At 36.3% G+C, this 15,506-nt stretch carries 15 protein-coding genes and 1 pseudogene; 7 read left to right on the top strand and 9 right to left on the bottom strand.

Annotated elements, in window-relative coordinates:
• Window positions 1-281: 281 nt before the first annotated feature.
• Entirely contained in the window at window positions 282-1,190 is a 909-nt protein-coding gene (locus MKY88_RS11720) for a C40 family peptidase (RefSeq protein WP_069481381.1), read from the top strand.
• Between the two features lie 128 nt (window positions 1,191-1,318).
• On the opposite strand, the gene MKY88_RS11715 is transcribed toward MKY88_RS11720, so the two are convergent.
• Complete coding sequence (locus MKY88_RS11715; RefSeq protein ID WP_328200824.1) at window positions 1,319-1,516, bottom strand: hypothetical protein; 198 nt, start codon at window positions 1,514-1,516, stop codon at window positions 1,319-1,321.
• Here MKY88_RS11715 and MKY88_RS11710 point away from each other — a divergent pair.
• Window positions 1,445-1,852 carry a TetR-like C-terminal domain-containing protein gene (locus MKY88_RS11710; protein WP_340813691.1) on the top strand — a complete coding sequence of 136 codons (408 nt, stop codon included), beginning with the start codon at window positions 1,445-1,447 and terminating at the stop codon, window positions 1,850-1,852. The genes MKY88_RS11715 and MKY88_RS11710 overlap by 72 nt on opposite strands.
• A gap of 132 nt (window positions 1,853-1,984) precedes the next feature.
• On the opposite strand, the gene MKY88_RS11705 is transcribed toward MKY88_RS11710, so the two are convergent.
• From MKY88_RS11705 to pdxR, 7 genes and pseudogenes are all read right to left on the bottom strand, one after another.
• Window positions 1,985-2,524, bottom strand: a complete 540-nt coding sequence (locus MKY88_RS11705; protein WP_328200826.1) for a GNAT family N-acetyltransferase — start codon at window positions 2,522-2,524, stop codon at window positions 1,985-1,987.
• A gap of 126 nt (window positions 2,525-2,650) precedes the next feature.
• Window positions 2,651-2,761 (bottom strand): hypothetical protein, encoded by a 111-nt coding sequence (locus MKY88_RS11700; RefSeq protein ID WP_232540761.1) that lies wholly within the window; start codon window positions 2,759-2,761, stop codon window positions 2,651-2,653.
• A 276-nt stretch (window positions 2,762-3,037) separates the two neighbouring features.
• Window positions 3,038-4,567, bottom strand: a complete 1,530-nt coding sequence (locus tag MKY88_RS11695) for a DHA2 family efflux MFS transporter permease subunit (protein ID WP_328200827.1) — start codon at window positions 4,565-4,567, stop codon at window positions 3,038-3,040.
• A gap of 490 nt (window positions 4,568-5,057) precedes the next feature.
• Window positions 5,058-5,795 carry an ATP-binding cassette domain-containing protein gene (locus tag MKY88_RS11690; protein ID WP_328200828.1) on the bottom strand — a complete coding sequence of 246 codons (738 nt, stop codon included), beginning with the start codon at window positions 5,793-5,795 and terminating at the stop codon, window positions 5,058-5,060.
• Window positions 5,783-6,751: an MBL fold metallo-hydrolase gene (locus MKY88_RS11685; RefSeq protein WP_328200829.1), complete on the bottom strand. Its 969-nt coding sequence runs from the start codon at window positions 6,749-6,751 to the stop codon at window positions 5,783-5,785. Before MKY88_RS11685 ends, MKY88_RS11690 begins: the two co-directional genes overlap by 13 nt.
• 19 nt (window positions 6,752-6,770) lie before the next feature.
• Window positions 6,771-7,135 (bottom strand): annotated as a pseudogene (locus tag MKY88_RS11680) (enoyl-CoA hydratase).
• Between the two features lie 648 nt (window positions 7,136-7,783).
• Window positions 7,784-9,229: a MocR-like pyridoxine biosynthesis transcription factor PdxR gene (gene pdxR / locus MKY88_RS11675; RefSeq protein WP_328200830.1), complete on the bottom strand. Its 1,446-nt coding sequence runs from the start codon at window positions 9,227-9,229 to the stop codon at window positions 7,784-7,786.
• Between the two features lie 350 nt (window positions 9,230-9,579).
• On the opposite strand from pdxR, the gene qoxA reads away from it, so the two are divergent.
• The 4 genes from qoxA (at window position 9,580) to qoxD (ending at window position 13,355) form a co-directional block, all read left to right on the top strand.
• The gene (qoxA, locus tag MKY88_RS11670) at window positions 9,580-10,458 is read left to right on the top strand and encodes a cytochrome aa3 quinol oxidase subunit II (protein ID WP_340813689.1); all 879 of its coding nucleotides are present in this window, start codon (window positions 9,580-9,582) and stop codon (window positions 10,456-10,458) included.
• 68 nt (window positions 10,459-10,526) lie between these two features.
• Window positions 10,527-12,476 (top strand): cytochrome aa3 quinol oxidase subunit I, encoded by a 1,950-nt coding sequence (gene qoxB / locus MKY88_RS11665; protein ID WP_340813687.1) that lies wholly within the window; start codon window positions 10,527-10,529, stop codon window positions 12,474-12,476.
• Window positions 12,473-13,069 (top strand): cytochrome aa3 quinol oxidase subunit III, encoded by a 597-nt coding sequence (gene qoxC, locus MKY88_RS11660; protein ID WP_069481370.1) that lies wholly within the window; start codon window positions 12,473-12,475, stop codon window positions 13,067-13,069. The genes qoxB and qoxC overlap by 4 nt, the downstream gene beginning before the upstream one ends.
• Before the next feature lies 1 nt (window position 13,070).
• The gene (gene qoxD, locus MKY88_RS11655; protein WP_193831967.1) at window positions 13,071-13,355 is read left to right on the top strand and encodes a cytochrome aa3 quinol oxidase subunit IV; all 285 of its coding nucleotides are present in this window, start codon (window positions 13,071-13,073) and stop codon (window positions 13,353-13,355) included.
• A 222-nt stretch (window positions 13,356-13,577) separates the two neighbouring features.
• Here the strand turns inward: qoxD and MKY88_RS11650 are convergent, their stop codons facing one another.
• Window positions 13,578-14,117, bottom strand: coding sequence for a helix-turn-helix domain-containing protein (locus MKY88_RS11650; RefSeq protein ID WP_328200831.1), 540 nt, complete (start codon window positions 14,115-14,117; stop codon window positions 13,578-13,580).
• Between the two features lie 150 nt (window positions 14,118-14,267).
• Here MKY88_RS11650 and MKY88_RS11645 point away from each other — a divergent pair, with 150 nt between their 5' ends.
• A complete protein-coding gene (locus MKY88_RS11645) occupies window positions 14,268-15,476 on the top strand; it encodes an MFS transporter (protein ID WP_340813686.1) in 1,209 nt (402 codons plus the stop codon).
• Window positions 15,477-15,506: the final 30 nt, after the last annotated feature.

Here is a 15,506-nt window from a genome sequence, read left to right as displayed (position 1 = left end):
ACTTATTATATTTTTCTAGCAAGAGAATTAATTATTGAATGCCTCCACATTTAGCATAAATATAATTAATAGCTCTTATATCCCTTAATATCCAATTAATTCATATATTTTTAGCAAAATTGACCATAATTATTGCAGATACATTACACAATTAAAAATAACATGTCAGAATCATAGGAAAGTGTTAATCAGTAATATTATTGAAAAATAACTCTTAACCGTTTCATGATATTCTTACTTTAGTTCAAAAGCGATTGCTTTTTGAAAGGGGTAAGGATTAATTGAAGAAAAAAATATTACTACCAATTTTTGCATCTTTTATGTTCTTTACAGGAATAGGTATTCACGATGCGCAAGCAGCTACATATACAGATATAACAAATACAGCAAAAGCATATATTGGTGCTCCTTATAAATATGGAGGCACAGATATTAAGACAGGTGTTGATTGTTCTGCCTATACACAATTAGTATTTTCTAAGTTAGGTATTTCATTAGAACGTACATCGAATGCTCAATATCAACAAGGTACTTCTATTGCTAAGGACAATTTAAAGACTGGCGACCTCGTATTTTTTAATACTTCGGGAAGCGGTGTTTCTCACGTTGGCATTTACATAGGTGACAGCAATTTTATTTCGGCTACTACTAGTTCAGGGGTTAAAATTGATAAAATCAATGACCCATATTATTGGGGATCTCGTTACGTGGGGGCAAAACGTGTTGCAAACTTCTCTGATTATGGAGAGGTAAAAGATGCTGAAATAGACTTTACTATTTATTCATCACGTGGAGAAGTCGCTCTTAAATTAGCTAAGAAGCTACAATTAGATACTAGTCATACAAATTCAAGTTTTCCTGATATAAAGCCAGGATCTAAATATGCAGGTGCTGCTGAAGCCCTAAAAAATATCGGTGTATTTACTGGTGATGAAAACGGGAAATTCAATCCAGGTTCACCTATTACACGCGGTCAACTATCAAAAGTTTTAGTAGAAGCATTCCACTTAAAACAACAAGGAGCTACAGAAAACTTTGTAGATGTTCCTGGATCACATTGGGCTAACAGCTATGTATCCATCCTTGCATCCAATAATATTACTGTAGGTAAAGGTGATAATTTATTTGGTGTTAACGATAATGTTACAATCGAACATTTAGATGCTTTTATCCAACGATTAACTCAATAACATGAAATGGCGTTTCACATTGATGAAACGCCATTTTTTTAATTTCAAGCTCCCCTCCCCACTCAACCCCATCGAAAAGCCTTTTTAACCGTTTTGTTGCATCATTTTTTTAGAGGGAACAAATAGCGTTAAAATAAATGGGCAATTGCTATGATGGTCATGAAATAATAGGCATCACTGGAGCCTAAGATGGAGGCAAGTGTACGAACTATGTCAGCCGTAGCATGGGGTGTTTCTACAAGCAAGCTTTTCCTATGACTTGTCGTTTGTGCTGTAAAAATGGTGATGACAACAGCAGCTCCTATTGCACCCGAAATTTGACGCAAAGTATTATTAACTGCGTAAAAATTACTCCTACTTTACAAATCGACAATTTAAATAATCAAGAAAAATCAATGACCTTTTTAGATTATTTTTATAAGCATCGAAAAATTTTAGCTGTTCTTTTTGAACATCCTGGCTTCAAAAGAAAATTTCATAGAATGTTAAAAGACATGATTGTTATTAAGCGTGAAAAGGAATGTATGGATCCAGCAGAAATAACAATTTCTATGGATATACTCGCCTCGTCGGTACTAGGCATCATTATGTGGTGGCTCAAAGATGGCATTCATTTTAGTTCAGAGTATATCGCCAATCAAATGATTGCGTTATATCGATAATTTTCTTAAACGAAGTTCGAATATAAAAAATGTATGTTAAATTAAATTCCAGTAATTACAAATAAAAGTTTTGTTACATCTGCTTAAGTAACAAGACTTTTAAGTTATTTTATGTTTAGTAAGGATCTTAGCTTAATAAAGATAGCCTAATAAGTCTATTTTGCCATCTTCCCATTTTATATTACCTATTTCTTTAATCATAAGCTCATTAATTTTTTCATGCCCTATCCCATAGGTGGATTGATTTTTATGGTCTATTTTTAACCATGTACACTCATTATGGACAGACTTGAAGCCAGCATTTACGTATAATTTCTTGTTATCTGCAAACAAGAGTAAAAAATCAACTGACTTTCCTTTACAAAATTCATCTATCTTTGAGAGTAGCAATGAACCTATTCCCTGTGAACGCTGGTTTTTCGATACACATAAGTCGATAATGCCAAGAACTCTAATAGGTTTCCCATTTAAATTCATTATTCTATAATCCAAGCCAACTTGACCAACAAGTTCATTTTTGTCATCCGTTGCTATGAACCTAAAATGAGGTAATTGCTTAAAGTAAACCCTTTCTTTTGGATAATCTTCAGTAAAACATTCTGTTAATAAATATTGTAACTTGGCTCTTAATGGACCATTTATTTCATAGTCGTATATTGTTTCAATCTTCAATTTAATTTCTCCTTAGTTTAATTGAGCATTATGGCAAAAAAACCTGCTATTCAATTATTTTTTAAAGTGTTGTTGAAAAAAGCCGTTCTTTAATTAGAAATCGTTACTTTCCTTTCATGCTCCTCGCTACTTTGGTGTATAGATTTTTTGTAATAAAAAAGTTGGTTCATAAAGTGTATCTTTAAAATCGAAATACGTAAATACAGTTCCAAAGCTAACACCTGCTTCTTTTGCTATATCGCAACTTTTGTCTCAGCACTCTGTATAATTTGATGGCAGAGCTTAGAATTGTAGTTCTTTTTTTATCTAAAGTTAACTTAGCTTTAATATAGAAGCTCCTGACAAATAAATGAGTGATGGATCAACCAAATTGTATGGTAATTGATTTTCAATGTCAATTTGGTTTTTATAATTATCATTATATTTAAAAAGTTGTATCAATTAGATTTTTTCTAGATCTTCTTAAAACTAAAAAACAGGTGCTGCTTATATTTAGCAACACCCGTTTCCTTCTTATTTTACTTCTACTTGTTTTTCAGCATCCTCATTAGGCATCATATTTTCTTGATTTGGTTTAACTCTTTTAATAAAGAATGCAAGAATGAGTGCGATCACCGCAATCAATGTTGAAATAAAGAAGGTATAATTGATACCATGAAGCATGGCTTCATTCATGATTTGTTGTTTTAGTTCTGCAGCACCCTGTGTAGTTGTCTGTGCATTGGCACTCATATTATTCATGGCACTAGCAGCTATTTCTTCCGCTTTGGCAGTTGTTTTATTGTTCATGACTGTAATCAATACAGCTGATCCAATCGCACCGGATACTTGCTGAAGAGTATTGTTCATTGCTGTTCCGTGTGGATTATTATGCGCTGGCAGTTGATTTAGACCATTTGTCATAACTGGCATCATAACCATCGACATCCCAAACATACGGAGTGTATACAGAAGAACAAGTGTCGAATAAGCTGTATCCATACTTATTTTACTAAAGTAATAAGATGTGACAATCGTGATGATTAATCCAAATACGGCTAAACTTCTTGCGCCATATTTATCAAAGAGCTTCCCGGTAATTGGCGACATGATCCCCATCACAATCGCACCTGGTAGCATTAATAAACCTGAATCCATTGGTGAAATGCCACGAATCGTTTGTACATAAATAGGCATTAAAATCATTGCGGAGAACATTGCCACCGCAATGACGATGGAAATTGCCGATGATAAGGCAAACATAGGATATTTGAAAATACGAAACTCAAGCATTGGTTCATCCATTCGAAGTTGACGAAGGACAAAGGTAATTAAAGCAATCGTCCCGATAATGATTGTTCCATAGACAAGTACATTGTCCCAACCTTTTTCCCCTGCTGAACTAAAGCCATAAAGCAGGCCGCCGAATCCGATACTCGATAGAATAAGTGATATCACATCAAGCCTAATGGCACGTTGTGGTGTCACATCCTTCAATTTAAAGGCTGCAAAAATTAATGTTAAAATGGCAATTGGTAGAACAAGATCAAATAACATTCTCCAGCTATAATGTTCAATGATCCAGCCGGAAAGTGTAGGTCCAATTGCTGGAGCAGTGATCATCACGAGACCAAACATCCCCATCGCTGCGCCTCGTTTTTCAACTGGGAATGCAGTAAGCATGACATTCATTAGTAAAGGCATCATAATGGCTGAGCCTGCAGCTTGAATCATACGTGCTGCTAATAATACACCAAATGCTGGTGCAATACTTGCTAGGAATGTGCCTAGCGTAAATAAAGCCATTGCGGTAACAAATAGCTTTTTATCTGTAAAACGTTGAATAAAGAACGCACTTGCAGGTATTAAAATACCGTTAATCAACATGTATCCTGTTGAAAGCCATTGAACGGCAGTAGCTTTTACGTCAAATTCCGTCATAATGGCTGGGAGGGCAATGTTCAATAATGTTTCATTCAAAATTGCAACAAATGCCCCAATAAATAAAATAGCAATCATGCCGTATGGCGCTTTTGTTTGGACAGAAATGGTATTTTCCGACATGTAGTATCAATCCTACTTTCTTTTATCTTTTTCATTTTCTTGAGATTTTCGATTGTCTTTTTAGGTCTGGACTTCTTCGTCAATGAGCCGAGTAGTTTTTCCCCCCATCTGTTGTAGTGCCTTTGCTGATCTCATAGCAACCACTCCTTTAAAAACTAAGTAATAAAACTGTTGACGAAAGAATAGAGTATAGTGTATAATTAAAATAGGGAAAGTACGTGGTAAGTTAATTATACACTGTCTATCTCTATAAATTTACCATAAACCATTGTTGATTTCAATGTGTTGTACATATATTTTTTTGAAAAAGTCGATTCTTTTCTTACAGAGAATCGACTTTTTTTATTGCTTATTTCTTGATTAAGCCATCATTCGTTAATTCATAAATGGTTGATACAACTTCCTTTAAATATCTGCGGTCATGAAAACACTAATAATTGTGCCACCATATTGGGCTAATGCACGACACAGTACAGGCGTTGTCAAAGGACTAAAGTTTTCTCGTTGGTTCATCCAATATTAATAGTTCAAAACCGTCCATAACCAATTTTAACAAAAGCAGCTTAGCCTTCTGACCGCCGCTTAACTGGCCTATCTTCTGCTGCATTTCATCACTTGTAAATTTCATGCTCCCCAAATGAGTAAAAACTTTCGTCATCGCTTCCTTTTCACCTGTTCTTTCTAAAAAACGAATAGGTGTTTGATTTAGGTCCAATAAATCCTCGTAATTTTGTGGCATATATCCTATTTTAAATGAAGAATGGTCCTTTAATGTGTCCAATATCTTTTTTAGCAAGGTTGATTTCCCTACCCCATTTTCGCCAATAATCGCAACCTTTTCTGGTCCAATGATCGATAAGTTTATATTTTGGGAAAGCCGTTTGTTCTCTTTTTCAAGCGTTTCCAATGATAGCTCTAGAATTTTTTTATGGCGATGTATATGGATCGAGGAATCGAATCGAAATTCGCTTGCCTCCTCTACATTTGGAATCTTGGAAAAATGCTCTGTAGCTCTGTCCATTCGCTTCTTTTGATTTTTTAAAGATTTTACTTTCTTCTGTAATCTCGGGTCCGAGCGAGCTACATTTTGATGCTGGTGCTCTGCCTCAGTACAATAAAAAAGATGTAATATCCATGAAGCAAACTTCCTTTCAAGTTTATCTCTTTGAATTATTACATCTATTATTAAAATCATTATAGTACAAAATTGCACATTTACTTTGTCCAATCACTTGGTTTCCAATCCTCTTCTATCCATTTTTGATTTGGTGCTTCATAAGGTGCGGTTGAGATTAATTTGTCTTGATGCCATGCTGCTGCTTTAGATCGAATCATTTCATCTAGTAATGGTTGCACAAATTCCTCGGGTTTTAAACGGAAAGAGTGTACAGCGAAATCGTAAAACCAACTGCAGCTTAGTAGATAAGGAGTGATTTCTCTACTCTTTAAACCATTTTTTATCATCAGCGAAAATGAAAAAATTCGCTTACAGGCATGCCAAGCCATTTTTTCAGGAGACTCCACCCATTTTTCAAGTCGTTCTCTTGCTTTGTCTATCATTATGGATGGTTCTTCGATAGCCCGACCGTGACCAGGATATGCTTTTTTGATAGAAAGTCTAGCGAGTCGATCTAAACTTTCAATGGAACGTCTTATACTGTTTGTCCCTTCTCTAAATATATTCAGCCATCCCACATCATTATAATGAAATAAATCTCCACAAATTAATATTTCCTGTTTTGGTTCGTATAAAGAAATATGACCCAATGTATGTCCGGGTGTATGTAAAACTTGGAAAGCACTTTGTCCCGTCATAATTTGCTGTTCATCTACTAGTAATTGCTGAACGGTATATTGTTCCACAGGTTGATCTAAAAAATGAGCACCGCAGGACTCTAAATCACATTGATTCACCATTTCACCTTCCCAAAGATGTGCGGCAACGGGTATTTCATACTGCTGTTGAAAATAATGATTACCTCCAACATGATCGCTATGATAATGGGTATTAATAATGCCGTTTAATTGTGCTGGTAAAATGCCAGCAGATGTTAAAAGCTGCTCGGTTCGCACAATATCGCTGCCAAATCCAGTATCTACTAAATAGGTTTCATCATCTCGAATAATTATACTATTAGCACTTGGAAATGGACGTTCGAAAAAAAGAATCTCAGTACTTTTCATATATACCCCCTACTTTGATTTATAAAATAATACCTGAAAAACTCCCCTTTAATACTTCTTTGTCCAATTGATTGATGCATGTAAATAGTGCTGTAATGGCTGTTCGATTTTTTCATCTCATTCAAATTGCTCGATTATGACGTCGCAACGAATCGTATCCTCGCTAAAAACAGGACGTAAAAACGCGAAATTCATTTTACGTGCTAGCACATTATAATCTCCCCCTACTTTTGTAGGAAGTGTAGCTGTTAATAGCCCTTGCACAACAAACCGTCGTGTGATATGATGAACCCCTTTATCTTTAGAAACCGTCGAAAATCATTCTACATCTTCCCTTGTAAATGTACGTTCAAATATTATTTTTTCACCTATTTGTAATATCATCATTCCCCCCTTAGCTATGTAATCAAGAAACTATTATAATCAGAATATTAAAACTTATCGATGTGTTACTCAACTATTTTCTCTATCTTTTCTATAAAAGTAGCCACCTAGCGCGCTGATGGTATCGCGGAGCTAGGTGGCTAGTTGATGTTTTTAACTAGATTTAATTGAAATATAAAAGGAGTGCCTATTTCCCTTATATATTCTCGTGGGCATTAAAATATAATAAGTAGTGACTGCCTTGATTTTTTCATCAGCAGCTAAAGCTAAAAATGAGACTGTTCGAACAGGTAAAGCTTTTAGACAACATTAACGATAGGTGTTGTGAATGTTATAACCTCTTTATTAAAAGTGGGCTTCTAGCATTTTTTCGTAAAAACCTCAGTAAAGCATGGACCTACTAGCATTAGTGACCTACCTCGTCCCTAATGTCCTCGGCATTGCTGTCAAGGTTTCCCTATCACCTTCCCTATTTACAGATTTCATTACTTGTGCGAATAATTGTGAATCGATCCACACGTCCATGATTGTCGATAGCTTTGATGGATGTTGGTTATCCATGTCTCTATAATAAATACTTTCTCTACTTTTTTAACCATCCACATTAGTGTTAATTTAACCATCCACTTGTCTATAATTGACAAAAACTCATCTTTTTCCATTTAAGCAATCCAGTGCTTGTGCAAACCTTTTGATTCCTTCATCGATGGACCGGGTATCTTCTCTGCCGTACGTAAAACGGACAAATCCCTTTTGAGAACCCATAGTAGAGCCAGGCACATAGATGACTCCACGTTTAATGGATTCTTCTAGTAATTGCGTTTCATTATAATCTTCCATCAGTACTTGGCACCATATATGAATGCCGCCCTGTGGTGGGAAAAATGTTACCTGATCCTTTAAGTACGTATTGAGACTTTGGACAATTGTATCTCGGCGTCTTTCTAATTCTTTCACTAAATGTTTCATATGCAAGTTAAAATTGGAGGACTCTAAAAAATCATTCGCTATCCATTGCGTGAAGCTGGAGTGGCCAAAGTCAATTTGTTGCTTGGCGTCGGATAGTCTTTCAATAACTGATGTAGGACCAATAATCCAGCCAATTCGTAAACCTGAAGCTACAATTTTAGACAAGGAGCTAATATATAGTACATTTCCGTTTTTATCTAATGATTTTAATGTTGGTCTTTTCTCACCTGAAAAGGCTGTTAAGCTATAGGGGTCATCTTCTACTACTGGAATTCCTAGCTTGGACGATATTTCTAAAATAGCCTCTCTTTTCTTTATAGCTAATGAAGAGCCTGTTGGATTATGAAAATCTGGGTTTAAAAATATCATTTTAATTCGATGCTTTTTATATAGTGCTTGCAAATCATCCGGATTAATGCCATCCTTATCAACAGGAAGATAATGGATTTTTAAACCAGCTGATTTAAAAATAGGTAAATTGAAGTTATACGAAGGATCTTCAATCGCGACAGCATCTCCAGGCTTTAACAGGCATTGGACAATCAAATGTAACGCCTGTTGAGCTCCAGAAGTAATCAGGATGGAAGAAGGCTTTGTATCAATTCCTCTGGTAGTTTTAATATGGTTTGTAAGGGTCGTTCGTAGAATCTCACTTCCTTGTGGGTGATCATATCCTAGACTACCAATGAAAGAGCGTGTTGCTGTAATCTCTCTTAATGCGCTTTTAGGAAAAAGATCCTCTGATAATTCTCCAGTCGCTAAATTGATGAGTTTGTGCTCCACTGCCTCTTTTCTTATTTTTTGCGTAACAGGAAGATTCGGTAAAAAGGAGCCTGCCTCAATATATCGATTCCAGCTCGGAATTCGCTTTCTTGTGATTCCCCAAATATCTTTACTAATGGTTGTACCGCTTCCTCTATTGCGCTCAATGAGTCCCATTGCTTCTAATTCGTCATAGGCACTAACAACTGTACTTCTATTTACCTGTAAAGCATTCGCTAAATATCGCTCTGATGGTAATGGTTTATCGGGCGGAAATGTTCCGTCAGCAATCCCCTTTTCAATATATTCTGCAAGTTGTTTATAGATAGCTTTTTTTGCATGTCGATCTGGTTTCCAATTCATATATTCACACCTCTATATGCCCTCTTATTTCTAGCTTTTTCTGAAAAGCTAAAAAGTCAATCGTAATATAATGTTAACGATAAATAACCATCCACTTCCTTATTACTTTCGCCATCCACTTTTAATTTTAATCCATAAAAATCTATGAAAACCCTTACTTGACGCTTATCCCTTTCGATAATATTATACTAAAATTACTTTCTTAGTTTTAGAACGTTCTGTGTTATCTTGCAAAACGCCTTGTCTTTCAAAGTATGTACCACTATGATAAAAATCAATTGTGAATCTAAATCCATACAAGCCTATAGTAACCGATAGCCACTCAAAGAATCAGTTAAAGGGGTTTGTTTATGAAAAAAAGTTGGCTCAGATTAATTGGTCTTTTCACTATTGTCACTATGTTAACCGGTTGTGACCCGCTTTTAGTATTAGATCCAAAAGGTCCTCAAGCTCAAGTACAAGCCAAAGATATTATGCTGTCGATAGGGATTATGTCCTTTATCGTACTAGTCGTTTTTGTGATCTTAGCTTATATGTTAATGAAATTTCGTGCTTCCAAGCAAAGTCCCGACTATAAGCCTCCCCATATTAAAGGGAGTACAATGGTTGAAGTAATTTGTGTAGGTATCCCTGTGTTAATTGTTGCGTACATGTCTATTATTTCAGTTCAAAGTAATTACAAGGTGGAATCGACGCCAGAAAAATACAAAGATGAAAAGCCATTGGTCATTTATGCTTCAACATCTAACTGGAAATGGCATTTTAGTTATCCAGAAGAAGATATTGAAACCGTAAATTATTTGTATATTCCTGCAGAGCGCCCAATCGAATTCAAGCTTTATTCATATGGACCGATTACTAGCTTCTGGATTCCTCAACTTGGGGGTCAAAAATATGCGATGGCCGATATGGTGAATACATTGCATTTGGCTACAGATATGCCTGGAGAGTTTATGGGAAGAAATGCAAACTTTAATGGAAAAGGTTTCGCGGAAAATACGTTTAATGTTACAGCGGTGACTCATGATGAATTTGACGCATGGGTGAAGGAAGTAAAGGAAACAGCAGATTTATTAACAGAGGAAAAATTTAATACGTTATTAGAACCAGGTCATGTGGGACAGTCCACATTCAATGGAACGCATTTAACGTTTCTACCGGCACCTGAGGGTGAACATGGCGGACATCAGCATGGCTCTTCTCACGTAAAAGATTACGCCTCTCAATAAATCAATCTTGAATTTCTCAAACGAAACTAGTTTACGATAAGGTTTATGTCGAAAGGAGACATAGTCAGATGGATTACTTTGAACGTTTTGCTATACCCCATCCAAGCCCAGCTATTTATGCATCTATGGTTGCTATTGGTCTAACGGTTATAGCGATTATTGTAGGATTAACTTATTTTAAAAAGTGGGGTTATCTTTGGCGGGAATGGTTAACAACAGTGGATCATAAACGCATTGGTATTATGTATTTAATTTCAGCCATTCTTATGCTATTCCGTGGTGGTGCGGATGCTATTATGATGCGAGCACAAATGGCAGTACCGGATAATAAATTACTAGATGCCCAGCATTATAATGAAATATTTACGACACACGGAACAGTCATGATTATCTTTATGGCGATGCCATTTATTATGGCCTTTATGAACTATATTGTGCCGCTTCAAATCGGCGCAAGAGACGTGGCCTTCCCACGTTTGAATGCTTTAAGCTTTTGGCTATTTTTCATGGGAGCTATGTTATTAAATATTTCCTTTGTTATTGGCGGTTCACCTGATGCTGGCTGGACGAATTATTTCCCTCTTGCTAGTAATGAATTTAGTCAATCAGTAGGGGTCAACTATTACTTGTTTGCTCTACAAATTTCAGGTTTAGGTACATTAATTACTGGTATTAATATGATTGTTACCATTCTTAAAATGCGAGCTCCAGGAATGACATTAATGAAAATGCCTATGTTTACGTGGTCTTCATTAGTCGCAAACGTTATTATTGTTTTTGCCTTTCCGGTATTAACGGTTGCACTTGTTATGGGAACATTCGACCGCCTATTTGCTACGAATTTCTTCACAACCTCCAATGGTGGTATGGATATGCTATGGGCAAATTTCTTCTGGGTCTGGGGACATCCTGAGGTTTATATCCTGATATTACCTGCCTTTGGGCTTTACAGTGAGATTATTTCGACCTTCTCTGGACGCAATCTCTATGGCTATAAATCGATGGTCGGCTCCATGGTGATTATCTCCTTCCTCTCGTTTTTAGTATGGACCCATCATTTCTTTACAATGGGGCAAGGCGCTTTAACAAATAGTATTTTTTCAATAACAACGATGGCTATTGCTGTGCCGACTGGAGTGAAGATATTTAACTGGTTATTCACGTTGTGGAAAGGAAAAATTGTCTTTACAACACCGATGCTTTATTCCATGTTGTTTATCCCTACTTTTACAATAGGTGGTGTAACAGGAGTAATGCTAGGTATGTCAGCAGCTGACTACCAATACCATAATACCATGTTTTTAGTAGCTCACTTCCACATGGTAATTATTCCTGGTGTTGTATTTGCCATGCTAGCAGGATTACATTACTATTGGCCAAAAATGTTTGGCTTTATGTTAAATGAAAAAATCGGCAAAGTGACGGCTTGGATTATTGCGATCAGCACCTTACTTGCCTTTATGCCGATGTTCTTCTCTGGCTTAGATGGACAAGCACGTCGGATGTATACTTACTCAGAATCCACAGGCTTTGGTATGTGGAATATGGTTTCCTTTGTCGGCGCTATTGGTCTTACGATTGGCTTTATGTTAATTGTTTACAACGTTTATTACAGTATTCGTTATGCACCAAGAAACATTGGCTCAGATCCATGGGACGCACGTACACTAGAATGGGCTACACCAAGTCCTGTGCCGTACTATAATTTTGCAAAAGTACCGCATGTCATTTCAACTGAAGCTTTATGGGATGCAAAATATCGTCAGCATGATTTGTTCCCGGAAAAATACGAAAACATTCATATGCCAAATAACAGTGGTATACCATTCATTTTAGGTTGTATATTCTTTGCTTGGGGCTTCTCATTTGTATTTGGTATGTGGATTCCAACCATTGTTACAACTATCGGCATTTTTATTTGTATGGCTCACCGTTCATTGGAAAAAGATCCTGGACATTATGTGCCTGTCGAAAAAGTGAAAGAAACGGAATCAAAATTGCGAGGTAGTCAATCATGAAAATCGATCAATCACTCCCTTTAGAATATAGTACACAGCAAAATCAATTGAATATACTAGGCTTTTGGGTATTTATCGGCGCTGAAATCATGCTTTTTGGAACGCTGTTCGCAGCTTATTTTGTGTTAGTGGATCGTACGGGAACGGGTCCTACTGGAGCAGACATTTTTGAAATAACACCTGTTTTATTTGAAACATTTATTCTACTAACAAGTAGCTTTACCATTGGTCTAGGCGTTCATGCTATGCGCAAAGGCTATATGAAAGCGATGATTACATTCTATGTTTTGACGCTATTACTAGGTGTAACATTTATTGGGTTTGAAGTTTATGAGTTTATTCATTATGTGCATGTTGGTGCAGGCTTACAAACGAGCGCCTTTACAGCTACCCTTTTGACAACATTAGGGACGCATGGTGCCCATGTCACATTTGGTGTGTTCTGGGGCATGTTTATTGTCTACCAACTAATTACGCGTGGATTAACGCCTGAAACAGCTAATAAATCTTTCATCTTCTCCTTATACTGGCATTTTTTAGATGTGGTTTGGATCTTTATCTTCAGTTTCATTTACTTGAAAGGAATGGTGTGAAATGAGTGATTTATTCCCACTAAAACAAGTGATGGGATTTGCCTTGTCAATCATCCTTACCATCATTGCAGCTTGTGTCTATTTTTTTCAGATATCCATGCCGATTACGATGACGATACTTTTAGTCACAGCATTTATACAGGCTGGCTTGCAGTTAGTTGTCTTTATGCATGCTGGCGAGACAAATGATAAACCTGCCATCTATACCAATATTTATTATGGTTTAATCATTGCGCTCGTTACCATTTTCGGAACATTATTATGTATGATTTGGGGTTATATTTAAATAGAGAAAAATCGTCCTTACTTTAATATAGTAAGGACGATTTTTGTATGAAAACACACGATATATGTAGAGACAAAATACAATTATTACGTGGTGTTTTCACTGAGAGTAAACAATTCTTTAATAGATTCAGCAGCTTTTACTTTGTAATTTTCATCATCAAACGAACGAGTCGACTTCATTAATTGTGATATCATCCTCTGCTTGATTTTTGTTGAACAATTAGGGGGTTGTATACGTTAATGACAGCATTAAATGTACTTTTTCATCTGTGTGATTGATATACGTGTGAAGTTCTTCACCCTTGAATTTAATGACATCCCATTGGTTTAACTGATGGGTTTTCTCTCCTACCTTTAGCTCCAATTGCCCATTCAATACAAGCACTATTTCCTCAGAGCCTGCTAAGTGACACTCGCTGTATTCACTTTTAGGTTCAAGACGACCTCTAAACCACTCAGTTGCATTTGTTTTGAATAAAGGTTCAACAAACCAGTTGTTATTATGACCTGCAAATTGGTATTCTGATCCAAAACGATGGACCTCTACATTTTCTTCAAAAGATAATAAAGAAACTAATGGAATATGAAGCCCTCTACATATTTTCCAAAGAATATTAACAGTTGGATTTGTTTCCCCTCGTTCAATTTTCCCTAATGTTAGCTTACTGACATTACTAATGCTTGCAAGCTCTTCGAGACTCATCCTTTTGTTTTTTCGAATCTCTCTTAAGTTCATACCTACTTGACTAGATAAATCCATATTCTCCTCCTGCAATAGATGGCACCCCTTTCATTGACTTTGCACAATAAGTATATTATAGTATACAAGTCGATTAATTATAGTTTATTTTTGAAATTAAAAAGTTAACTATAGTATATCAAATAATAACTAAAAGAGGTGTTTTCAGTGATGGCGAAATCAAAAAATTTTCCGATTATTTGGAGCGTTTTTTCTTTGTTTATACTATCTATGAATTTACGAGCTTCGATAACATCTATCTCGCCAGTATTGAAAAATATTCAAATGGATTTGCAGATGACAAGTGTTGTTGTAAGTTTATTAACAGCACTTCCCGTATTTTGTATGGGGATTTTTGCACCTTTGGCTGGCAAGCTAAGTGAACGATGGGGTATCGAATGGACGATTGGGCTATCGGTTTTATTAATTGGTGTATCAACAGCTTTACGCTTAGTGGCAACTTTTCCTTTATTTTTATTAGTAACCGCTATTCTTAGTGGGATAGGTATTGCCATTACAGGTCCACTGATTTCGGGCTATATCAAAAAGGAATTTCCTAAATATTCTTCTACGATGATCGGTGTTTATTCTGCGGGTATGGGAATTGGAGCGTCTTTAAGTGCTGGTTTAGTTGTACCTGCTATGCATGCTTTTCATCAATCCTGGAACGCAGCTTTAGCGATATGGGCGGTATTCGCTCTTATGGGTATTATTGTTTGGATTCCAATTATCAAAAAATCCAAGCAATCTCAAGAGTCATTAGAGAAATCTGCAAGTCAAAAAAGTCGACTACCTTGGGGAAACCGATATGTTTGGCTCCTTATGGTCATGTTCGGTTTACAATCTGGCGTTTATTATTCCCTCGCGACATGGCTCGCTCCCAAAGTACAGGATATGGGATATAGTGACGCCTACGCAGCAACAACAGTAACTATTTTTTCTGTCATGCAAATGATTTGTAGCTTTATCATTCCGATCTTAATAAATAATAGTTTCAAGAGAAAGCCTTGGATGCTACTTTGTGCTTCAAGCTCCTTTATTGGCATTTTGATGTTAATTATGGGCGGAATCTCGCCAATTTTCTGTGCGACGTTGACAGGGATCGGTGCTGGTGGTTTATTCCCGTTAGCAATGATTTTACCTTTAGATGCTACGACTACACCAAAAGAGGCAAGTGAATGGACAGCGATGATTCAATTCGGTGGCTATATCATTAGTGGTATCATTCCAATGCTTGTTGGTGTCATCAAAGATATGACGAATACATTTGACGTTGCCCTTTTCACCTTATTATTTATAATCATCATTATCATGGGTCTGACGTTAAAGGTTAAAACAAAGACGGAATCATCTACTATTCGCGTTCTTCCTAGTAGATGAAGCAAGGCGTCTTTAAACCGTGTTTCAGAC

The organism is Lysinibacillus sp. FSL R7-0073, assembly GCF_038009065.1.
Classification (GTDB): Bacteria; Bacillota; Bacilli; order Bacillales_A; family Planococcaceae; genus Lysinibacillus; species Lysinibacillus fusiformis.
The sequence above is the reverse complement of the archived record's forward strand: the minus strand, read 5'-3'. Positions and strand labels throughout refer to the sequence as shown.